17 protein-coding genes are annotated in these 22,041 nt (G+C 72.1%); 5 read left to right on the top strand and 12 right to left on the bottom strand.

Going from position 1 to position 22,041, the window contains the following annotated elements:
- Window positions 1-34: 34 nt before the first annotated feature.
- From G3576_RS07580 to G3576_RS07570, 3 genes are read right to left on the bottom strand one after another with little or no spacing between them, the layout of a single operon-like run.
- The gene (locus G3576_RS07580; protein ID WP_207622701.1) at window positions 35-463 is read right to left on the bottom strand and encodes an acyl-CoA thioesterase; all 429 of its coding nucleotides are present in this window, start codon (window positions 461-463) and stop codon (window positions 35-37) included.
- Entirely contained in the window at window positions 460-1,689 is a 1,230-nt protein-coding gene (locus G3576_RS07575) for a thiolase family protein (protein ID WP_164693735.1), read from the bottom strand. The genes G3576_RS07580 and G3576_RS07575 overlap by 4 nt, the downstream gene beginning before the upstream one ends.
- On the bottom strand, window positions 1,686-3,545 hold the full coding sequence (locus G3576_RS07570; protein ID WP_164693734.1) for a feruloyl-CoA synthase: 1,860 nt from the start codon (window positions 3,543-3,545) through the stop codon (window positions 1,686-1,688). Before G3576_RS07570 ends, G3576_RS07575 begins: the two co-directional genes overlap by 4 nt.
- Window positions 3,546-3,662: 117 nt before the next feature.
- Here G3576_RS07570 and G3576_RS07565 point away from each other — a divergent pair, with 117 nt between their 5' ends.
- The 3 genes from G3576_RS07565 (at window position 3,663) to G3576_RS07555 (ending at window position 5,745) form a co-directional block, all read left to right on the top strand.
- On the top strand, window positions 3,663-4,133 hold the full coding sequence (locus G3576_RS07565) for a MarR family winged helix-turn-helix transcriptional regulator (RefSeq protein WP_164693733.1): 471 nt from the start codon (window positions 3,663-3,665) through the stop codon (window positions 4,131-4,133).
- A gap of 65 nt (window positions 4,134-4,198) precedes the next feature.
- The gene (locus G3576_RS07560; protein ID WP_164693732.1) at window positions 4,199-4,972 is read left to right on the top strand and encodes a crotonase/enoyl-CoA hydratase family protein; all 774 of its coding nucleotides are present in this window, start codon (window positions 4,199-4,201) and stop codon (window positions 4,970-4,972) included.
- A gap of 2 nt (window positions 4,973-4,974) precedes the next feature.
- Window positions 4,975-5,745 carry an SDR family NAD(P)-dependent oxidoreductase gene (locus tag G3576_RS07555; RefSeq protein ID WP_164693731.1) on the top strand — a complete coding sequence of 257 codons (771 nt, stop codon included), beginning with the start codon at window positions 4,975-4,977 and terminating at the stop codon, window positions 5,743-5,745.
- Window positions 5,746-5,999: 254 nt separating this feature from the next.
- On the opposite strand, the gene G3576_RS07550 is transcribed toward G3576_RS07555, so the two are convergent.
- Genes G3576_RS07550 through G3576_RS07510 form a run of 9 tightly spaced genes read right to left on the bottom strand, consistent with a single transcriptional unit; the run spans window position 6,000 to window position 17,763 of the window.
- Window positions 6,000-6,719, bottom strand: a complete 720-nt coding sequence (locus G3576_RS07550) for a PP2C family protein-serine/threonine phosphatase (RefSeq protein ID WP_164693730.1) — start codon at window positions 6,717-6,719, stop codon at window positions 6,000-6,002.
- Window positions 6,716-7,222 carry a type VI secretion system-associated protein TagF gene (gene tagF / locus G3576_RS07545; protein WP_164693729.1) on the bottom strand — a complete coding sequence of 169 codons (507 nt, stop codon included), beginning with the start codon at window positions 7,220-7,222 and terminating at the stop codon, window positions 6,716-6,718. The genes G3576_RS07550 and tagF overlap by 4 nt, the downstream gene beginning before the upstream one ends.
- Before the next feature lie 2 nt (window positions 7,223-7,224).
- Complete coding sequence (gene tssM, locus G3576_RS07540) at window positions 7,225-10,722, bottom strand: type VI secretion system membrane subunit TssM (RefSeq protein WP_164693728.1); 3,498 nt, start codon at window positions 10,720-10,722, stop codon at window positions 7,225-7,227.
- Between the two features lies 1 nt (window position 10,723).
- Window positions 10,724-12,091 (bottom strand): type VI secretion system protein TssL, long form, encoded by a 1,368-nt coding sequence (gene tssL / locus G3576_RS07535; protein WP_164693727.1) that lies wholly within the window; start codon window positions 12,089-12,091, stop codon window positions 10,724-10,726.
- A complete protein-coding gene (gene tssK / locus G3576_RS07530) occupies window positions 12,088-13,428 on the bottom strand; it encodes a type VI secretion system baseplate subunit TssK (RefSeq protein WP_164693726.1) in 1,341 nt (446 codons plus the stop codon). Before tssK ends, tssL begins: the two co-directional genes overlap by 4 nt.
- Window positions 13,429-13,475: 47 nt before the next feature.
- Window positions 13,476-14,876 (bottom strand): type VI secretion system-associated FHA domain protein TagH, encoded by a 1,401-nt coding sequence (gene tagH, locus G3576_RS07525; RefSeq protein WP_164693725.1) that lies wholly within the window; start codon window positions 14,874-14,876, stop codon window positions 13,476-13,478.
- Between the two features lie 7 nt (window positions 14,877-14,883).
- Complete coding sequence (locus G3576_RS07520) at window positions 14,884-15,186, bottom strand: PAAR domain-containing protein (protein WP_164693724.1); 303 nt, start codon at window positions 15,184-15,186, stop codon at window positions 14,884-14,886.
- A gap of 1 nt (window position 15,187) precedes the next feature.
- On the bottom strand, window positions 15,188-15,778 hold the full coding sequence (locus G3576_RS07515; protein WP_164693723.1) for a DUF6931 family protein: 591 nt from the start codon (window positions 15,776-15,778) through the stop codon (window positions 15,188-15,190).
- Window positions 15,779-15,780: 2 nt separating this feature from the next.
- Window positions 15,781-17,763 carry a type VI secretion system Vgr family protein gene (locus G3576_RS07510; RefSeq protein WP_164693722.1) on the bottom strand — a complete coding sequence of 661 codons (1,983 nt, stop codon included), beginning with the start codon at window positions 17,761-17,763 and terminating at the stop codon, window positions 15,781-15,783.
- A gap of 276 nt (window positions 17,764-18,039) precedes the next feature.
- Between G3576_RS07510 and G3576_RS07505 the strand changes: the two genes are divergently transcribed.
- Both G3576_RS07505 and G3576_RS07500 read left to right on the top strand, forming a co-directional pair.
- Entirely contained in the window at window positions 18,040-19,068 is a 1,029-nt protein-coding gene (locus tag G3576_RS07505) for a glycine zipper domain-containing protein (RefSeq protein WP_164693721.1), read from the top strand.
- A 2-nt stretch (window positions 19,069-19,070) separates the two neighbouring features.
- The gene (locus tag G3576_RS07500) at window positions 19,071-22,025 is read left to right on the top strand and encodes a caspase family protein (protein WP_164693720.1); all 2,955 of its coding nucleotides are present in this window, start codon (window positions 19,071-19,073) and stop codon (window positions 22,023-22,025) included.
- Window positions 22,026-22,041: the final 16 nt, after the last annotated feature.

The following is a 22,041-nucleotide window of genomic DNA, read 5'->3' as shown; positions in this document are numbered from 1 at the left end:
TGGTTAGGGTGGGGGTCGCCGGGCTGTCGCAAGCCTACCCCCCGAAGGCCGCCACGACCTCCGCCGGGATCGCCGCCGCCTTGATGCCCTTCGGGTTGTTCGGGTCCCGCGCCACCCAGACGCGCGTCTCGAACCCCTCCACCCCCAACGCGCCATCCGCCTTCAGCAGCCGGTGCTCGACATCGAAGGAGGACCGGCGGAAGGCGGTGACGCGGCTCTCCACCACCACCTCATCCCCATAGGCGGAAGGCACGGAGAACTTCCCCCGCGTATCGACCATCGGGATGCCGACGATGCCGAACTTCTCCGTCCATTGGATCTTCGGCATCCCCAGCGCCGCCTGGAACAGCGCCGCCGTGCAGGCATCGAAGATCGCGAAGTAGCGGGGGTAGAAGACGATCCCCGCGGGGTCGCAATCCCCCCATTCGATCGTCACCGGGCGGCGATTCACCAGGCTGGTCACGACACCACCTCGATCAGCAGCGCGATGCCCTGCCCGCCGCCGATGCAGGCGGAGGCGATGCCATAGCGCCCGCCGCGCCGCTTCAGCCCCCGCGCGCAGGTCACGGCCAGGCGGATGCCCGTCGCCGCCAGCGGATGCCCGATCGCGATCGCGCCGCCATGCGCATTCAGCTTCGCCTCATCGAGCCCCAGCGCGCGGGAGCACGCCATCACCTGAGCCCCGAAGGCCTCGTTGATCTCGATCAGGTCGATCTGGTCGAGCGTCAGCCCCGTCCGCGCCAGCAGCGCCTGGATGGCCGGCACGGGCCCGATGCCCATGATGGCCGGCGGGCAGCCCACGGCGGCCGACGCCACCAGCCGCGCCAGCGGCGCCCTGCCTTTCGCGAAATCGCCGCTGCACACCAGCGCCGCCGCCGCGCCATCCACCACGGCCGAGGAATTGCCCCCCGTCTGCACCCCCCCGAAGGCCGGCCTGATTTTCGCCAGCGTCTCCACCGGAGACGGCCGGGGATGCGTATCGGCTTCCACGGAAGGCGTGCGCCGCGACAGCGCGATGCCGCGATCCGCCAGACCCTCGCGCGAAAACACCTCGCTCGTCACCGGCACCACTTCATCGTCGAAGAAGCCCGCCTCCCGCGCCGCCAGCGCGCGGTCGAAGCTGCGCGCCGCGAAGGCGTCCACCTCGGCGCGGGAAATCCCGTGCCGCTTCGCCAACTCCTCCGCCGTGCCACCCATGCTGAGCCCGCAAGCCGGGTCGAGCAGCGCCTCCCACAGGAAATCCTTGAACTCGACCGGCGCGCCCAAGGTGAAGCCGTTGCGGTGGGTGTAGGAGGCGATGGGATTGCGGCTCATGCTCTCCGCCCCCACGCAGAGCGAAACCCCCGCGCCCTGTCGCTCGACGGCATTGGCGCCCTGCGCCAGCGCCTCGATCCCCGTGCCGCAGACCCGCTGCACCAGCAGCGCCGGCACCTCCTCCCGCACCCCGGCGTAGAGCCCGACATGGCGCGGCAGCATGTAGGCGTCGAAGCTGGCCTGCGCGACGGAGCCCGCCACCACATGCCCGATCTCCGCCGCGTCGATCCCCGCCTTGCCGATGGCGGCGCGCGCCGCCTTGATGCCGAGGTCGATGGGCGAAACCAGGCCGAGCGGCCCGCCGAGGTCCGCGAAGGGTGTGCGGGCGCCGGCCAGCAGCCAGGCGTCCCGCCATTCATGGATCAGCGCGGTCATGACAGCTCCGGGGTGACGATGACGAGGGGCGGCGGGGGATCGGCATAGAGGTCCTCCACCAGTGCGGCCCGTGCTGACAGCACGGCGCGCTGGTTGATGGAGCCCTTATCCGTGATCTCGCCGGCATCGAGGGAAAGCGGCGCCGTCAGCAGCACGGCACGGGCGATGCGCTGCGACGATCCGGTGGCGGTGGCGCCGAGCGCCGCGAGCTTCGCGGCCAGCGCCGCGCGCAGCGCCGGATGCGAAGCGGCATCCTCCCCCTTCGGCACGAGCGTCGCCACGGCCTCGGGCTCCGGCAGCAGGATCGCGGCCAGGTAGTCGCGATCGACGCCAGCGATCACCGCGTCCTTCACGTAAGGCGCCAGCGCCGCGACGAGCTTCGCCCGCAGGGGCCCGACGCTGACCCAGGTGCCGGTCGCCATCTTGAAGTCCTCGGTGATGCGGCCGTCGAAGCGGAATCCCTTGTGCAGGTCCTGCGCGTCGAGCGGCACCAGCGCATCGCCGAAGCAGTAATAGCCTTCCTCGTCGAAGGCCTTGGCCGTCGCCTCCGGATCCCGCCAATAGCCCGGCGTGATGGAGGGCCCCTTCACCCGCGCCTCCATCTTGCCCGCGACGGGCGCGAGCTTCATGGCCAGCCCCGGCACCGGCAGGCCGACCGCGCCCGATTCGGAAAACTCCTCCCGCACGCAGACGGCGAAGGGCGCGGTCTCCGTCGCCCCCAGCCCGGTGATCATCGGGATGGTGTGCCCGCGCTCCGCCAGCGCCATCCGGTCCAGCTCGTTCCAGATGTGCTGCGGCAGGCCGGCGGCCGAATAGAACATCATGTGCAGGCGACTGAAGAAGATGCGGCGGAGCGCCGCATCCTCCCGCAAATGGTGCACCAGCTCCTCGAACCCTCGGGGGACGTTGAAGTGGATGCTGGTGGCGATCTCCCGCAGGTTCCGCAGCGATTCGCCGTAGCCGCCGGGCACCGGGCGGCCGTCATCCATGTACATCGTGCCGCCATTATAGACGCAGATGCCGATATTGTGGTTGCCGCCGAAGGTGTGGTGCCAGGGCAGCCAGTCCAGCAGCACGGGCGGCTCCTCCCCCATGAAGGGGAAGGCCTCCAGCAGCATCTGCTGGTTGGAGCAGAGCATGCGCTGCGTGTCGATCACGCCCTTGGGCTGCCCCGTGGAGCCCGAGGTGAACAGGATTTTCGCGGGTGCATCGGGATCGACGGCGGCCGCGGCTTCGTCCACCGCGCGGCCCGGCGTCGTGGCGAGCAGGTGCGCCATCATCGTCGCCGCACGCCCGGCGGGCGGGTTCGCGCTGACGAGCAGTTCCACATCCTCCGGCACCACCGCCGCGATGGCATCCGCGAAGCGCGCGCCGTCGTTGACGAACACCATGCCCGGCGTCAGCAGCGCCAGGCAGTGCCGAAGCTTCTGGAAATCCTTGGCCAGCAGCGCGTAGGAGGGGGAGACGGGCGCCACCGGCACGCCGACATGCAGCGCCGCCAGCGTCAGCACCGCCTGGTCGAGGCAATTGCCGGACAGGAAAACCAGCGGCCGTTCGGCCGACAAGCCGCGGTCCAGCAGCGCCTGCCCCACGGCGCGGACCTTGCCCAGCATCTCGCCATAGCTGATGCGCCGCCATTCGCCGCCGGCGGCCTTGTCCCGCTTGGCGATCAGCGTCCGGTCAGGCGCCAGCGCCGCGTGATGCTCCAGCCGCTCCGTCAGCCGCCGCGGATAGGCGCCGAGTTGCGGCTCGGGCGTGACCAGCAGCGCCCCATCCGCCCGCTTCTCGAAGCGCACGGGGGCGGCACCAAGACGGCGGCGCGTGGGCGCCTCGCGCAGGGCTTCTCGGATGGACATCCTCTCCTCCGGCGCCGATCACGGCGTCCTGAATTGTTATGTGCCATAATAGTATGGTCCCGGTTCGCTTCCAAGGCCCCCTTCCGCGATCCGGTCCAGGGCTTATAAGCCGAAGCCATGCCCAAGCCCCGCCGCCAGGCCAGCGCGGCCGCGCCCGCCGAGGCGCCCGACCTCTCGCCCCTCGACACCAAGCTCGGCTTCCGGCTGCGGCTGGCGCAGCAGACTGCCTTCGAGACCTTCCACCGCACCATGTCGCCACTCGGCCTGACCCCCGGGCGGCTGGCCGTGCTGCTGATGCTGGAGGCGAACCCGGCGATCCGCCAGGGCGTGCTGGCGGAGGCGCTGCGCATCAAGCCCTCCAACCTGACGGTCCTTCTGGCCTCGCTGGAGGAGGAGGGGCTGCTGAAGCGGGCGGAGGAGGAGGGCAACCGCCGCGCCAACCTCCTCCAGCTCACCCCCGCCGGCCGCGCCCTGCTGAAGCGCGGCAAGGCCGGGGAGGCCGAGGTCGAGCGGCAGCTGGCCGAGGGCATGACGCCCGAGGAACACGCGACGCTGATCAACGCGCTGCGGCTGCTCGCCCGCGGCTGAGCCCGCCCTTGCCCCCTCCGCCCCACGCCTCTATCGTTATGGCGCATAACTAAGGGGAAACGCCCATGGCCGGGGACCTCGTCAGCCTCGTCATCAGCGGCACCGTCGCCCGCATCGCCCTCGACCGGCCCACCAAGCGGAACGCCATCAGCGATGCGCTGCTGGAAGCGCTGGACGGCGCCGTGGTGCAGGCGCAGCGATCAGCCCGCGCCATCATCATCCAGGGCAACGGCCCCTGCTTCTCCGCCGGCCTCGACCTCGGCGAGCACAAGGCCCGCACGGCGGAGGAGGTCTTCCACCATTCCCGCGGCTGGCACGCCGTGTTCCGGCGCATCCGAACGGGCCGCATCCCGGCCATCGCCGCCATCCATGGCGCCTGCGTCGGCGGCGGGCTGGAACTAGCCGCCGCCTGCCACATCCGCGTCGCCGACAGCACCGCCTTCTTCGCCCTGCCGGAGGGCACGCGCGGCATCTTCGTCGGCGGCGGCGCCAGCGTGCATGTGGCGCGCCTGATCGGCGCCGGCCGGATGGCCGACATGATGCTGACCGGCCGGGCGCTGGATGCCGCCGCGGCCGAACGCGCGGGCCTCGTCACCTATGTCACCGAGGCCGGCGCCGCCCCCGCCAAGGCCACGGAGCTGGCCGAGAAGGTCGCGAAGATGGCACCGCTGACGGTGATGGGCGTGTTGCAGGCCCTGCCGCGGATCCAGGACATGAGCGAGGAGGACGGCCTCTTCGTGGAAAGCATGATGGCCGCCATGGCGCAGACCGGGCCGGAGGCGCAGGCTGGCCTCGCCGCCTTCCTCGAGAAGCGGGCGGCCAAGGCGGGGGAACAATAGCCATGGATATCCCTGGGGACATGCAGGGCGCATCGGCCGTCGTCACCGGCGGCGCATCGGGCCTCGGCGCCGCGACGGCGGAGGCACTGGCCGCCGCCGGCGCCAGGGTTGTGGTGATGGACATCAACCAGGCGGCCGCGGAGGCCGTGGCCGCGCGCATTGGCGGCGTCGCCGTCGCGGGCGACGTGGCGGAGGAAGCGCCGGTCGCGAAAGCGGTGGAGGAAGCGGCGGCGCTGGCACCGCTGCGCCTCGCCGTCGCCTGCGCCGGCATCGCCCCGGCCTCCCGCGTCGCCGGCCGCAACGGCCCGCATGACCTGGCGCTGTTCGAGCGTGTGGTCCGCGTGAACCTGATCGGCACCTTCAATCTGCTGCGCCTCGCCGCCGCGCGCATGACGTCCAACGCGCCGCTGCCGAATGGCGAGCGCGGGCTGGTCGTCGCGACGGCCTCCATCGCCGCCTATGAGGGCCAGATCGGGCAATGCGCCTACAGCGCCTCCAAGGGCGGCATCGTCGGCCTGACGCTGCCGGCGGCGCGGGAACTCGCGAAGTTCGGCGTCCGCGTCGTCACCATCGCGCCGGGCCTGTTCCATACGCCGCTGATGGACACGCTGACGGAGGAGGCGCGGGAAAGCCTCGGCAAGATGCCCCTCTTCCCCTCCCGCCTCGGCCGGCCCGGCGAATATGCCGACATGGTCATGGCCATCGCCGCCAATCCGCTGCTGAACGGGGAGACGATCCGGCTGGACGGCGCGCTGCGGCTGCCGCCGACGTGATCTCCCCACAAAACCGCTTCGCGGCTTTGCGGGGACCCCGGATTGGTACCGCTCCCCGGCGGTAGTGCCAGGGGATCGGGCCGCCGATTTTCATGGCATCGGCGCGGGCGTTCCGTCTATGTTCTGAACGCCACGGGCCGATCCACGTCCAGGGCCTGCCGTTCATCGGGAAGTCCGCCCGGCGGCACCCCGGAGTCCGCGAAATCGGTGCTAAACGCACCTAATCGGCATAATCGGCTAAAAAGGGTTAGTGGCTAAAAAGCCACATCGGCCCGCACCACCACCGCCGTGACATTGTCCCGCGCGCCATTCGCCAGGGCGGCCTCGATCACCGCCGAGGCCCCCTGCCCCGCCGCCAGCATGGCGCCGATCTCGGCTTCCGGCACCGCCTTGAAGACGCCGTCGCTGCACAGGAAGAACCGGTCGCCGGCGGCGAAGCGGGCGCTGACCTTGTCGAGCTCCAGCGACCCGTGGCCGCCCACCGCACGGGTGATGACATTGGCCTGCGGATGGCCCTCCGCCTCCGCCTCGTCGATCACCCCGCCATCGACCAGGTCCTGCACCAGCGAATGGTCCCGCGTCAGGCGCTGGAACTGCCCGTCCCGCAGCAGATAGGCTCGGCTGTCGCCCGCCCAGAGGCAGGCGAAATGCCCGCCCCGGGCCAGCAGCAGCACCAGGGTCGTCGCGATCACCCGCCCCGGCCCCGCCGCCGCGGCGCGCGCCTGGAGGTCCGCATGCACGGCGCCCACGCGCAGCCGCACCTGCGCCAGCAGCTCCGCCGCCGATAGCCCCGGCGGCAGGTCCCGCAGCGCCTCCGCCACCGCGGCGGAGGCGACGTCGCCCGCCCCATGCCCGCCCGCGCCATCCGCCACCGCCCAGAGGCCGATATCGCCGCGATCGACGAAGGAATCCTCGTTGCGCGGCCGCACGGTACCGGGATGGGTGACGGCCTCGCCGGCCAGGACCAGGCTCATCCGCCGCCCTCCGCGAGCACGCGGAAGAGTTCGGGCGGCGGCAGCGCGGGCCAGTCCCAGCGCGCGCCGTCCAGCCGCCACCAGCCCTCCGCCGGCGCGTCATCCTCGCTGGCATCGGCTGCGGTGATCGCGGCCAGCAGCGTGTCGGCATCCTGGCCCGGTCGCCGCGCGGCGGCGTCCAGGGCCGGATACCAGGCGGCGCCCGGCGCCTCCCCGGGCGCCAGCAGGCGGGCCAGGGTCACCGGGAAGAGCCGCCCCACCATGTCCTCGCTCGGCACCAGCAGCCCCGCCACGGCATCCGGCCCGCAGGCGCCGGCGGGCAGGCGGAAGCACCAGGCGGGGGCGGCGGCCCAGGCCCCGGCGAAGTCCTCGCCCAGCGCATCCCGCGCCTCTGCGATGCCGGCCTGCAGCCACGCGTCCCAGGGGCCCACGAAGCTGTCGGGCAGCCCCCGGCGCACGAAGTCCCCATGCGCCGGCAGCTTGCCGTAGAGCCCCGTCGCCATGGTCACTGCGCCGGCAGGGCGGGGCAGCGGAACTCCGCCAGTTCCCGCAGGGCGAAGGGATTCATGACGGAGGAGGCGCGCAGCTCGAACTCCGCGCTGCGCTCCCCCTGCACCATCCGCAGCCGGAAGCGGTCGCCCGCCGGGCCGATCTGCGTCAGCTGCCCCCGCGCCACGAAGCGCATCGCCGCCCAGGCACCATCGGTGTTGAGCGGCGTGCCGCTGCTGGCCGGCGGATCGAAGGTCAGCGTCACGCCGCCGCGGCTCGGCCAGATCATCGGGATCGGCCGGGCGCCGACGGCCCCACGGGCGATGGCGATCCGCTGGCCCTCCACCTCCAGCGTCGCGCCGTTCGCGCCAGGGTCCATGCCCTGGGGCAGCAGCTCGAACCGCAGCCCCATGGCGGCGCCTACCAGGCCAGAGGGGAAGAACCCGTCCCGGATGGCGGCGGCGCGCTGGAACTGCATCAGGTCCGCCGGAGAGATCGGCGGCGCCAGACCATCCGCCGCCACCAGCCGCCAGGGCCGCTGCGTCGTGTCCACGAAGTTCCGCAGGTGCTGGGCGAAGAACTGGTCGAAGACGCCGCCGGGACCGAAGAGGCGGACGAAGTCATCGAGCGGCATCTCCGGCGCGTCGATCGTCCGGCGGAAGGGGAAGCGCGTCTCCAGCCCCCGGCAGAAGGGGCCGAGCGCCTGCCCCCCCGCCGCCGCGATCGCCGCCCGGGCGCCGCCCGACCGCGCATTGGCCGTGGAGACGGACATGGCCTGCAGCCACCGCCCCAGCGGCTCCGGCGCCCGCGCCGCCTCCGCCGCCAGGCGCTGGCCGGGGTCGAGCCCCGCCGCCGGCGGCAGCACCGTGCCGGGCGGCGCGCTCGCCAGGCGCTGCACCTGGACGAAGAGGTCGTTGACGATCTGCAGCGTGGCATCCAGCGGCTGGCCCGAAGCCTCCCGCAGCGGCCGGAACCGCTCCTCCACCACGGTCGCAACCGGCGCCGCGGAGGAAGGCTGCGCCGCCGCCCCCAGCGCCGCCGCGATGCGGCCGGAGCCTGCGGCGGCCTGCGCCGCCTGGCCCGCCACCTGCGCCACCGCCGCACCCGCCGCGCCACTGGGCGGGTCGGGCGGCGTGCCCGGCGACAATTGCCGCGCCGCGCTGCGCAGCACGTCGCGGATGGGCGAGTTCGGCGCGCCGAGCAGGTTCAGCGCTTCCGACGCCTGGTTCAGGTTGCGGAAAGGCGGCAGCACGAGGTCGGCCAGCACGGCCTGCCAGGCGCGGGCGTAGTCCTCCGCATAGAGGCGCAGCACCGCCTGCTCCAGCTGGCGGGGGTCGCCCGACATGCCGGAAGCGGCTTCGGGGCCGAGCACCCAGCTCTCGCTCGCCGCCTCCACGATGGCGGCGGGCAGGCGCGGCAGCAGGCCGCGATGCAACCCCTCCACCGTGTAGAGGCCCGGCACCTGCGCCTCCGCCAGCGGGCGATTGGAGGCCAGCGCGAACCAGCGCTGCCCGGCGGGGCCGAGGCTGTCCGCCGGCTTCCAGGGCGCCGCATTGGCGGCGCTGGTGCGCAGCCGCGAATACAGCCGCTCCGCCATCGGCAGGCGGGAGAAGATGCGCCTCGCCTGGTCCACCAGCGCGCCATCCAGCGGATAGGCGATGAAGTCGCCGCCCAGCATGGCATCGAGGTGCAGCGCCAGCGCATCCCGCATCGGCGCGGCGACCGCGCCCGGGAAGCTCTGCTGCCAGTCGATCGCCATCCATTCCTTCACCAGCGCCCGATCGAGCGGGCCCTGGCGGCCGAGCATCAGGTAGATGCGCGTCGCCTCGTAGAGGAAGTCCGGCCGCTGCATGCCGGCGCGGATCTGCGCCTCCAGCCGCGCCAGCAGGCGGGGCAGCAGCACGCGGTCGAGCGCGCGCTTATAGGCAAGCTCACCGCCCTCGATCAGCTTGGCTTCCTGGCTGAGGCCAGGCAGCGCGCCATCCGCCCGCGCGGAAGGCGGCAGGGCGCGCACGGCGTCGAGGTAGGGGACCACGCGCGGCAACTCATCCGCCGCCATGACGCGATCGAGCGGCAGGCCCTGCGCGGCCTGCTCCGCCTTGGCCAGCGCCTCGGCCAGGTGGGCGGCGCGGGCGCTCTCCGCATTCATCGCCATGAAGCCCCAGGCGCCGCCGCCCAGCACCAGCAAAAGCGCCGCGGCCCAGGCGCCCATCTGCACCAGCCGCCCGCGCTTCGCCTGGCCGCCATCCAGCGCCGCCAGCCGCGCCTCGTTGAACACGACGTCGCGCAGCAGGCGCCCGAGGAAATAGCTGCGCCCCTTCTGCCCCATGATGGCCGCAGGGCGGCGCGGATCAAGGCCGAAGGTGCGCGACAGCGCCCCCGTCAGCCGGTCGATCGGCGTGCCTTCCTGCGTGCCCGAGGTGAAGTAGATGCCGCGCAGGAAGGGCGCGGGGTCGAGCTTCGATCCGCCGAAGGCCGCGTTGACGAAGGCCCCGAGTGGCGCCTCCAGCGAGGCGAATTGCGCCGGGAAGCCGCCGATGCGCGCGCGCTGTTCCGGCCCGCGTTCCGCCTGCAGGCGTTCAAGCAGCCGGTCCTGCAACCGCTTCACCAGCGCCGCGAACTCCTCGCCGAATTTTCCTGAGTGCCCCTCCGGCCCGGCCTGGGGCGGGAAGGTGACTCCCCAGACCTGGGCGCGCGTTTCCTTGTCGAGGTCGTCGAAGAATTCGGAGAAGCCGACGATGAGGTCCGCCTTGCTGACCAGGAGATAGACCGGAAGCCGCTGTCCGAGCTTCTGCTCCAGGTCGCGGATGCGGCGCCGCACGGCCTGCGCATGCTGGTCCCGCTGCGCGGCATCGAGCCGGCTGATCATGTCCGCGCCGAAGGCGACGACGATGCCGTTCAGCGGCTGCTTCGGCCGCTGGCTGCGCAACAGGTCGAGGAAGCGTTCCCAGCCCGCCTTGTCCGCATTCGCGTCGCTGTCCTGCGTGGTGTAGCGGCCGGCGGTGTCGATCAGCACCGCCTGCTCGGCGATCCACCAGTCGCAGTTGCGCGTGCCACCGACGCCGGCGACGCGCCCCGCCGCCAGCGGGAAGTCGAGCCCGCTGTTCTGGATCGCCGTCGTCTTGCCGCTGCCCGGCGGGCCGATGATGACGTACCACGGCCGCTCATAGAGGTAGCCGCCTTTCCCGCCGCCCGCCTGCTTCAGCGCGCCCAGCGCCTCCGCCAGCCGCGCCGCGACCGCGCTTTCCTCCGCCGAGGCCGCGGCGGCCGCCTTGTTCTCGGCGTCCCGTGCCTCGGTCGCGCCTGCCACCAGCGCGGCGTCGCGGCCGGCGCGGCGGCGCACGACGATGATCATCACGACCAGCCACAGCAGCACCGGCACCGCGGCCAGCAGCGCCAGCAGCCACAGCGCCTCGATGCCCAGGAAGACCGGCGCGAAGAGCCAGATGACCGGCACGAGCAGCAGCGCGCCGATGAGCCCGCCGATGGCGGGAATGGTGAGAAAGGCCTTCATGTCAGCGGCCCTCCCGCATCAGGACCACTTCGATGCGGCGGTTGGTCTCCCGCCCCTCCGGCGTGGCGTTGGTGGTGAGCGGCTCGGTATCCGCACGCCCCACCGCGGTGAAGCGCGCGGGCGCGCCGGTGGCGCCGGCGATGATGTCCTTGGCGGCTTCAGCCCGCGCGGCGGAAAGCGCGAAGTTGGAGGGGAAACGCACCGTGCGGATCGGCTGGTTGTCGGAATGGCCGAGCACCGTCACGCGCCCCGGTTCCGTCCGCAGCGCCTGGCCGATTCGGTTGAGCAGCGGGATGAAGCTGGCCTCCACCGTCGCGCTACCCGACGGAAACATGCCCCGCCCCGCGATGCGCACGAGCAGGCGACCCGCATCGCCTTCGACGGTCACGAGGCCCTGCCGGATCTCCGGCGCGAGGAAGGTGCGGACCTTGTCGATCAGGTCGGGCTCCGCCGTCGGCGGCGGTGGCGGTGGTGGCGCGGGCGGCACCGGCGGCGCAGTGCGGTCGATGGCGGGCGGCGCGCCCGGCGGCAGCTGCGCGAGGCGCGCCTGCAGATCGTCGCCCTTCGCATTCACGCTGTCGCTGACGAAGACATAGCCGAAGGCGAGCAGCGCGATGGCCACGGCGCCGGCCACCCAGGCCGGCACGCTGCGGCCGGGCCCGCGATGTGGCGCATCCACGCCCCGCCAGCGTGGCGACAATTCGCGTTCCCAATTGCCGCGCAGCTGCACCAGCAGCTGGTAGAGACCCTCCCGGATCCGATCCAGCTCCGCATGGCCGCGCGGCGCCAGGCGGTAGCGGCCCTGGAAGCCGAGGGCCAGGCAGAGGTAGCAGATCTCCAGCGCGTTCAGGTATCGGCCGGGGTCCTTCTGCATGCCGGAGAGCAGGTCGAAGAAGCGCTCGCCGCTGCGGACCTCCTGGTGGAAGGAGGAGACGAGGGATCGCGTCGCCCAGCCGCTCGACTGCCCCCAGGGTGTCGCCAGCGCCACATCGTCCAGCGCGGCGCAGAGCGCGTAATGCGCGGCGCGGATCTGGTCGGGCGAGACCTCCAGCGCGCGGCACTCGCCCTCGAAGGCCTTCAGCGCGCGCATGGCGCGTTCGCGCAACTCCTCGGGATTCGCCACTTGCGCCGCCTGCGGCCCGGCGCCGATGCGCGCCAGCAGGTCGAGCAGCGGCGCGGCCACGGCCGCCATGGGGGAGAGGCCGACCCGGGGCAGCGCCTCTGCTTCCCCTGCCAGGCGCGGGGCCATGGGTTGCGGCGGCGGCGGCGCGGCGCTGGCCCGCGGTGGTGGCGGCGGCGGCGCGCCGCCGGGTCCGCGCACCACCGTGCGGTCGCTGTCGTCAGGCTCGGAGAAGGGGTTGTCGCTCATGCCCGTATCGCCCAGAGCTCCATGCGCAGGTTCGGGAACTCGCCGGAGACATGCACGGCGAAGCCGCCCGAGGACTGCATCTGCTGCCAATGCGGGGAGCCCCGATCGAGCTCGAAATAGACCGCGCCGGCATTGAAGGGGATCTGCCGCGGCGCCACGGGCAGCGGCCGCACCGCGATGCCCGGCAGCGCCACGTTGACGAGTTCGCGGATGTGCTCCACCGCGCCGATCTTCACCTGGTTCGGGAAGAGGCGGCGGATCTGCTCGCCGGGCACATCGGCCGCGACGGTGAGCACGAACTGGCTGGCGCGCAGCAGGTTGCGGTCCGTGATGGCGCCGACGCGGACGCCGAAATTGCGGTCCTGCAAGGGGATCGCGACAGCGTTGGTTTCCAGCACCTGCGACAGCGAGCGCCTCAGATCGGCAACCACGGGCGCGAAGCTGCGCTGGAGGTCATCGTGCCGATAGGCGGGATAGGCGGTGGCGCGCTTGTCCGGCGCGGTGAAGGTGGCCAGTTCGCCCGCCAGCTGTACGAGCGCGGCAAAGAGTGATTCGGGATGCACGTTCCCCGCATCCGCCCAATGCGCGATCAAGGGCTGCCAGCGGTTCACCGTCTGCAACAGAAGAAAATCGGAGACCTGCGCGACACCCTGCGCGCCGGGCTGGCCGAGCCGCGCGGCCAGTGCCTCGCCCCGCTGCCCCAGCATGCCGACGAGTTCTGCAACCAGATTGTTCAGCACGAAGGCGGCGGAGATGCGGAGGCAGGGCGGGATGAAGCGCTCATCCAGCACGACGCGGCGATCCGCCTGCACCTCCACGACCCGCGCCAGGCCGAGGCAGGCATAGCCCGCGCGTTCCTCCGTCTCCAGCATGTAGCGCATCCGCAGCTTTCCGATGGAAAGCTCCGCCGGCATCGTGCTGTCGGAATGCGTGTCGAAGGCCTCGAAGGCGCGCAGCGTATGGCGCGCGCGCATCGCCTCCGGCCCCGCATCGGGCGCGGCAACCTCCGGGCTGCCGGCCTGGCGCAGCGGCAGCGCCAGGTAGATGACGCAGTTGCGCGTGCCCTCCGGCAGGTCGAGCGGCACGGGCGCATCGGCGGTGCCGGGGATGGCGAAGGGCGTGCCATCCTCCATCACGCCCGCGGCGCCCGAAAGCGCGAAGCGACCCGCGCCAAGCAGATCGCGATCGAGCGCGAAATCCGTGACGCCCCAGGGATGCGGGCGCAGCGGCGCGGCGCGGGCCTGGAGCAGATGCTCCATGTGCCGGTCCTGCTGCTGGAAGTGCTGCGCGCGGAGGAACATGCCCTCCTGCCAGACCACCTTGTCGTGCCAGACCATCCGCTTCCGTCACCCTCTATCGGCCGTGCCGTGGCACGGCATTCGCGTCACCGGCCGCGCTTGCCCGTCGCCTGTTCGTAGGCGCGAGCGAAGGCCTTGCCGAAGGCGCTGTCGAAATCGTCCTCGAACTGGTCGACCAGCTGCGCGTGGCGGCGCTTGTACGCCTCCCACAGCCGCTTCTCCTTCGCCCCCGGCAGCAGGCCGCCGCCGGGGTCTTCCGCTTCCAGCGAAGCCGGCGCCAGCCGTTCCAGCAGCGCGCGGGCCGCGGCCTGCGTCGCGGCGAGCCCCGCCACCTGATGCGCCGTCAAATCGTCCACCGTCTCCTGCACCGCGCGCAGTGCGGGCGATCGGGGGTCGAGCAGCGCGGCCAGGGCCTGCTCCTCGGTCGCCGCGAATTTCAGCGGGTTGTTGTCGCTGGCCCGGAGCATCGTCTGCTCGATGCGGAATTCCCGCTTCACATCGGCCCGCGCGATCAGCAGCGCACGGAGGCCGGCCACCGCCGCGCGCAGCATGGCGCCGGCGGCACGCAGCGCGGCATCGGGATCCTGCTGAGCACGCGCCGCCATGGCGGGCGGCAGGCCCGCACCCTCAAACAGCGCGGCGAGTGCGGCGGCCGCATCACTGGGCATCGGCGCGGGCGCGATAGGCGGTGGCGGGGCAATGGCGGCGGGCGGGGGCGCTGGTGCCACCGGCGGCGGCATCGGCGCTTCGGCGAATGGGTTCATCACCGGCGGCGGCGGCATCGGCGCCGGCGGTGGGGCCGGCGTTGGCGTGGGCGTCAGGCCAAGGTCCCAATCGTCCGGGATCAGCGCCTTGCCGACGGGCCGAGAGGGCGGGACCATGAAGGCCTCGGCCGTCGATGGCGCGTGGTCCGGCATCGGTGCCGCATTGTCGGCGAAGGGATCGAAATCGTCGGGCAGCAGCCCGCCGCGCGCCGGCGGCGAGAGGCCCGGCAGCGGCGTCGAATCGAAGCGCGGCGGCGGCGGCGCGAAGGGGTTCGGCGCCTCCGCCGCGAAGGGATCGCGCGGCGCCACTGCATAGGGATCCCGCGCCTGCGGCGAATAGGGGTCCCGCGCCTGCGGCGCGAAAGGATCGGCCGCGCCGCCCCAGCCGCCGGATGCCGCCGGCGCCTCCGCGATCCGCACCTCGATCTCGTAACTGCCCAGGCGGAGGCGGTCGCCATCCATCAGCGGCTTCACCTGGTCGCGTCCGACCGGCGAGGAAGCGTGGTTGACGAAGGTGCCGTTGGTGGAGGTGTCGCGCACCTGCCAGCCGCCGCCGAAGAACTCCAGCACGCAATGCTTCTTCGACAGCACGCGGTCCGGGTCCGCCAGCACCCAGTCGCATTCCGCCCCACGGCCGAGGCTGAGCTCGCCCCCGCTCGCACGTCGCTGCTCCGGCACCACCGTGTCGGGGCAGCGCAGGACGGATAGCGTGATCTCCGCCATCGCCGCCTCAGCCCCCGATCATCACGGTGGGAAAGCCCATGACGATGACGCCGCCATGCGCGCAATTGTCGCCGATGCGCGCCGCCGGCATCTTGCACACCAGCACCGTCGCACTGCCCTTGATGATGACGTCGGGCGGGCCGACGCAGAGGCACATGTCGCTGATGCGCGCCTGCGGCATCTTGCCGACGATGACGGTGGGCGCGCCGGTCATGATGGGCCCGCCGACATGCGGAATCGGCGGCACGCCGGGCGTCACCATCGGGCAGACATGCATGTCGGTGATGCGGGCGGCGGGCGGTCCGGGCATCTCAGCTCTCCTCCGGCGCGATGCGCCCCGCGCCGCCGGCCGCGATGTCCCGCGCCGCGACGAGGAAGCGCGCCAGGCGATCCTGCGCCCGTTCGGGCCGCAGCCGCACGGCGGCGAGAACGACGCCGCCGCTGACGGCGACGCCAGTCAGGTGATCCGGCGGCGGCACCACGGGCTGGCCCGCCGGCGCCATGCTGCCGCCGGACCAGAAGGCGCCGACGGCGGCCCAGGCCTCGGGCGAGCGGAAGGCCGTGCGCTGTGCCGCCTCCATCGCCGCGCGGCGCAGCGTCTCCTCATTCGGCTTGCGCACCCAGGCCTCGGCGGCCAGCAGCGCATCGGCGTCCACGGGCAGCAGCGCGGGGTCGGGCACGGCGCGGGCGCACATGCAGCCCCACCACACCGCCTCCCGCTTCGGCAGCGCATGGGCGGCGAGGCGCGCGGCCTCGTTCCGCAGGCCCGCGGCTTCCAGCTTCAGGATGCCCTCGGCCGCGGTCGGCAAGCCATCGAGCAGCGACAGCGCCGGCGGCTCGAGCTCCAGCCGCGGCAGCAGCGGCGGAAGCGGAGAGGCCAGCTTGGGAAGGGTCTCGGCCATGGTCAGTTGATCATCACGATGCCGCCCTCGATCTGCGCCAGGGCATCGGCCTTGTCCTGGAGCATGAGGGCCTTGAGCTTCATGAGAAGCTGCGCTTCCGACTGGATGATCATCCCCTTCACGGTCACGCCCATCTGGTCCACCACGATGGAGGACTGTCCGACCTTCAGCGTGATGCTCTGCATCGCCTCGATCGTCACGGCGCCGAGGTCGCATTTGATGGACAGGTTGCCCATCTTCAGCTCGGTCGTGTCATTGCCCATCTTTAGGGTGGTGGACCGGTTGCCCATGTCGATCGAGAGGGTGTCGTTCCCCATCTTGATCGTGTCCTCGCGGTTGCCCTTCTCCAGCGTCAGCTTGTCGTCGCTGTCCTTGATGGTCACGGTGCGGGCGTTCTGCACGACCTCCGTCTGGTCATGCCCGACCTTGCGCTCCTCGTCATGCTCGACCTCGACCGTGAGGTCCTTCTGGGCGTGGAGAAGGACCTCTTCCGATCCCTTCTTGTCTTCGAAGCGCAGGATGTTCGCATCCGCTGCGCTGTCCGACTTGTAGCTGCGCGTGACGTAGCCCGTCTGCGTCTTGTTGGCCGGCAGCTTGAAGGGCGGCGGCGAATCCTTGCCATAGACCGAACCGACGACGACGGGCCGATCCGGATCGCCATCGAGGAAGGCGACCAGCACCTCATCCCCGACGCGCGGCAGGTACCAGGCGCCGCCCCAGCTGCCCGCGACCGACTGCATGACGCGCACCCAGCAGGAGGAGGTGTCGTCATCCTTCCCCCAGCGATCCCAGCGGAACTTCACCTTGATGCGGCCGAACTCGTCCACATGGATCTTCTCGCCCGGCGGCCCGGTGACCTTGGCCGAATGCATCCCCGGCATGGCGGGGCGCGGATGACGTGGCGGCGGCACCCAGCGCCGCGCGGTGAAGGCGAGCGCCAGGTTGGCGCGATAGCTCTCCAGCGTGCCGGCACCCGCGACTAGGCCCGAATTGTCCACCGCCTCATGCCGCGCGGCGGTGATCAGGAACTGGTTGGATTTCTGCGACCCATCCTCGTGCATCACCGTCACCGCGACGCGGGTGCCGACGGCGTGGCGCGGATCCAGCGCCGCGGCGCCGTACTCCTCGCTCCGCGCCTCCTGGTCGCTCATCGAGACCTCGGCAGGATCGAGGCCGGGTCGCGTGCTCATGCCGCCGGGCCAGAAGTAGTTCTCCGCGGCGCCCGGCATGCTGGGCTCCTCGACATAGGTGCGCGTCGGGCGAGTCTTGCTCAGCACCTCCGACGGCCGGCTGCGCTCCGCATCCATGTCATCGAGCACGGTGGTGAAGCCGCGCGTGCGGTTCAGGCGCCGCCACTGGCCATAGGTATCGAGGCTCGCATCACCATGCACCGCGACCACCACAGGCGGGTCGCCCTGCGGGAAACTGGCGGCCGCACCCGCCACGCACAGCTCATGCCCGCCCGCACTGTGCTTGAAATAGTAGCTGAGGCCATGCTCCTCCAGCAGCCGGGAGACGAAGGCGAGGTCCGTCTCGTTGAACTGGGTGCAATAGGGGATGGCCTCCGCCTGCACCATGTTCCAGCTGGGCTCGGGCAGGCCGTGATCCTTCAGCACGGCCGTCACGATCTCCTTCACCGTGCGGTCCTGCCAGATACGGCAGTTGCGCCGCAGGCCGAGCCGCCAGAGATGCGGCACCAGCACCAGACGATAGGTCATCCGGTTGGCCGGGCCGGGTGACAGCTTGCGGAATTCGGCGACCATGCCGTGGAAGTGGCGGATGAAGGGGCTCGGTCCCCGCTGCGTGACCGTGATGGTGACATCCTGGTTCAGCAGCTTCTCCGGCGGCACGATCGCGCCGATGCCCAACACCTCCGCCTCGACCGCATAGGGCAGGCCCAGCTCCTCGGTCGCGCTGAGCTTCACCACGGTCAGCGCACCGTCCCCGAGGGGTGTCCTGATGGTCAGTAGTCGGGGAGGCTGCATGCCGGCCAGGCCCTCCGTTGCAGTCCCCCGTGGCGGCGAGGACCGGATCGCGTTGCGAACCAGGATAGACACGCCGCCGGCGGGACGAAAGCAAGGCCTGCTTCGTGTCGTGTGTTGCGCCATGCTGCGCGGCGCGCATTCCGGGATGGCCCAGGGCCGAAAGGGCTGATAGCCTTCGCGAAACAGTCGGTTACCGAAGGCAGCGCCATGTCGATCACGCACGCCCCGCTTTCGCCCTCGCAGGCGCCTGGGTTGGAACGCCCGAGGCAAGGTCGCTTGCAGCCCCCGCTGCGGAGCCGCTTGCAGCGGAGCATCGCGGTGCTGACGGCAGCGGCGATGCTGACGGCCTGCGTCAGCACGCGTGAGGGACGGATCGGCGCGGATGACGGGACGGATGCCTGCCGCGCGCAGGTCGTGGCGCTGGACAGCACCGGCAACTTCTTCGCGGAGGACATCATCCGCGGCGCGGCGATCGGTGCCGTGGGTGGCGCGGCGCTCGGCGCGCTTCTCGCCGCGGCCTCTGGCGGTCGTGGGAGGAACATCGCGACCGGCGCCGCGATCGGCGCCGTGGGCGGCGCGGTGGTCGGCGGTACGGCGGGCTACTTCTCTGCCCGCCAGCAGCAGGCGCAGGACCAGGCTTCGCTCAACATGGCGGTGGCCAACGACCTGGCAGCGGAGAACGCGCAGATCGATCGCACCTGGGTCGCCTATACCCAGCTGATGGACTGCCGCTTCGGCACGGCGCAGCGCATCCGCCAGGCCTTCCGCGCCGGCCAGGTGACGCGCCCGCAGGCGGAAGCGCAGTTGGCGGATGTGCGCGCCCGCACGCAGCGCGACCTGGCGCTGGCCCGCAGCATCAACGACAAGATCGGCGAGCGTGGCCAGCAATTTGACGTCGCGATCGAGAACATCGCCCCCGGCACCAAGGACCAGGTCCTGTCCGGGGCCCGCGTCTCCCGCGCCGTGCCGGTGCAGGCGCGCAGCACCGTCGCGCTCAAGCTGCGGCCCGATCCGAACGCGCCGGAAGTGACCCAGATCTCGGCGCGGGAGGCGGTGACGCTTCGCCCCTCCTACAACGGCTTCACCATGGTGGAGACGGCCTCCGGCGTGCGCGGCTATGCGCCCAGCAGCGCCTTCCCCGAAGCGAGGACGCTCGGCAGCGCGCCGCCGCCCCCGACGGGCGCCACCGGCGGTGACTTCCGCTCGCTGGCCGCCAGCAACATCGCGCGCCGCGACAACTTCTCCCAGAGCCTTGAGAACACCGAGCGCCTGGCGCAAGGCGCGGGCTTCGAACTGGCGAGCTGACCATGCGCGGTCTGGCGGCCGCGGCCTTCCTGCTGCTGGCGACGATCGGCGGTGCCCTGGCGCAGGGCGCGCCGGAGCCGCCGCAACAGCCCTTCCTGCGCGTGGAAGCCGCGGCCCATACCGCGCCCGTCGCCAGGCTGGCCACGGATGGGGAAGGCCGCATCCTTGCCAGCGTGTCCGACGACAAGACGCTCCGGCTCTGGGACCTCCCGGACGGCACGCTGCGCGCTGTGCTGCGGCCGCCCATCGGGACGGAGGCTGAGGGCGAGCTCTACGCCGTCGCGCTGACGCCCGATGGAAGGCGCGCCTTCGCGGCAGGCTGGACCGGCGCCGCCTGGGACCGCAGCTTCGCCATCTACCTCTTCGACACCTCCACCGGGCGACTGGTGGCGCGGCTGCCGGGCCTGCCCGCGCCGGTGCAGCACCTCGCCGTCTCCGCCGATGGCACGCGCGTCGCGGCGGCGCTTGGCGGTCGCGCCGGGATCAGGGTGTGGGATGCGCGGAACGGCACGCCGCTCTGGGAGGATACGGGCTTCACGGCGCCCGCCCGCATGGTCGCCTTCGATCCCGCTGGCGATCGCCTGGCCGCGAGCGGCGCGGATGGCAGGCTGCGCGTCTATGACCGCAACGGGCGGAAGACGGCGGATCGAGCCCCCGTGCAGGGCGGCCGCCCCTTCGGCCTGGCCTGGTCGCCGGACGGCGCGCTGCTGGCGTTGGGCTTCGAGGATCGCCTGCGCGTCGAGGTGCTGGCCGCGAGCGACCTCCGCAGCCTCTTCGCGCCCGATGTATCGGGCCTGGCGGGAGAGGGCCTACCCGCCGTGACCTGGGCGCATGATGCGCGCGGCGGCGTGCAGCTTCATGCCGCGGGCTATGCACGCCGCAGCGTTACGCCGGTTGCAGGCCGCGGCATCGCGGCGCCGGGCTCCTCTGCTGGCGCTGCGGAAGCGCGGCGTGATTTCGTCATCCGCCGCTGGACGGATTTCGGCCTCGGACCGGCGACCGACATCGCCGCGGCGCGCGACGCCATCGCGCAACTCGTGCCGCTGCCGACCGGTGGCGTCGTCTATGCGGCGGCGGATCCGGGCTGGGGGCGCGTCGCGCCGGACGGCACGCTCGCCCTGGCGCCGCGTCCGCCGGGCGCGGATTTCCGAAACACCGGTGTCTCGCTGATGACCTCGCCTGACGGCACGCGCGTGAGGATCGCGCTGCGTCCCGGCGATGCGCCGCTGGTCTTCGACGCCCTGGCCGGCGCGCTGGCGCGCGATGGCGGTGACGGCGCCGGGTTCGTTGCCACCCGCACCGGCAGCGCGCGGCTCCCGCTGGCGGATTGGCGCAACGCGAACCGGCCGCGAATCGGCCAGGTGCCGCTGCGGCTCGGCGATGGCGAATTCTCGCGCAGCGCGGCGTTGCTGGCGGATGACGCCGGCGTCCTCATCGGCACTGACAACAGCCTCCGGCTGTTCGATGCCGGCGGCAGGCCCATCGCATCCCTCCCCGTCCCCGGCGCCGTCTGGGGCCTGACCATCGCCGGCGATGTCGCCGTGGGTGCGCTCGGCGACGGCACGCTGCGCTGGTGGCGGCTCGGCGCAGGGCGGATCGTGGAGCAGGCAGCGCTGTTCATCCACGCGCAGTCCCTGCGCTGGGTGCTGTGGACGCCGGAGGGGCTGTTCGACCACGCCCCCAATGGCGGGCAGGAACTGGTGGGGCTGCACCTGAATGGCGGCCGGGCGCAGACGCCCGAATGGGCAAGCTTCCAGCAGGCCTATCGCGCGCTCTACGCGCCGGCCGCGGTCCGCGCCCGGATCGCCGGCGATGGCGCGCCGGCCCGTGAACGCCTGGCGCAACTCGGCGAGTTGCGGGCGCGCGTCGGTCGCCTGCCGGTGCTCGCACCGCGCAGCGCCTGCGCCGTGACGCCGGCGGGCTGCACGCCGGTGGCCTGGGATTCGCGAAGCCTGCCGGCGGATGCGACGGCACTGCGCCTTGGCTTCACGGTCACGGATCGCGGCCTCGGACTCGGGCCGCTCGATGTGCTGGTCAATGACCGCATCGCTGTGCGCGCGGAAGCTGCGGCCGGACAGTTGCAAGCCGACGTGCCACTCGATGCCGGCGCCAACCGCGTGACCACGCGCCTTTACGCCGAGGACCGGGCGCTGTTCGCGGAAGGCCCGGCCATGGACGTACGGCGTGCGGGAGAGCCCGAGCCCGCGGCGGATGCCGGACGTCTGATCGTGCTGGCCATCGGCGTGAACCAGTACGCGAACCCGGCGCTGAACCTGAACTTCGCCGTGCCCGACGCGCAGGTCGTCGCGGACACCCTTCGCGCGCGGGCCGGCACGCTGTTCCGCGACGTGCGCGTGACGGTGCTGCGGGACCGCCAGGCCACGCGGCGCGGCGTGCTGGACGCGCTGGAGGAAGTGGCGCGCACGACACTGCCGACAGACACCTTCGTCCTCTACATCGCCGGCCATGGCGTACGGACGGAGCCTGACCAGCGCTTCCTCTTCCTGCCGCATGACGCCACGGACACCAGCAACTGGGCCACGCTCCGCCGCCAGGGCATCGAGGATTCACAACTGGTCGCCGCCATCGCGCGTATCCGCGCCCGCGACGGCCTGCTGCTGCTCGACACCTGCCATGCAGGCCAGCTGACGATGGACCAACTCTCCGCACTCGGGAACGAGACGGGCCGCTTCCTCCTCGCCGCCTCGACCAGCGTGCAGGAGGCGCTGGACAGCTACGATGACCGCAACGGGGTTTTCGCCTTCGCGGTGAGGGAGGCCCTGCAGGGCCGCGCCGCGACGGATGGCGAGGGCCGCGTCAGCGCGCTGGCGCTCGGCGAATGGGTCATGCGCCGCGTGCCGCAATTGGCGCGGGAGAAGCAGCACAACCAGGACGCCGTCTTCCGAACCGCGAGCCGCGAGTTGCGCAGCTTCCCCATCGCCGTCGTGCCCCGCTGAATACAAGAACGCCGCG

Source organism: Falsiroseomonas algicola (genome assembly GCF_011040385.1).
In the GTDB taxonomy this organism is placed as follows: domain Bacteria; phylum Pseudomonadota; class Alphaproteobacteria; order Acetobacterales; family Acetobacteraceae; genus Falsiroseomonas; species Falsiroseomonas algicola.
Note: the sequence above shows the minus strand (reverse complement) of the source record. Positions and strands in the feature narration are given on the sequence as shown.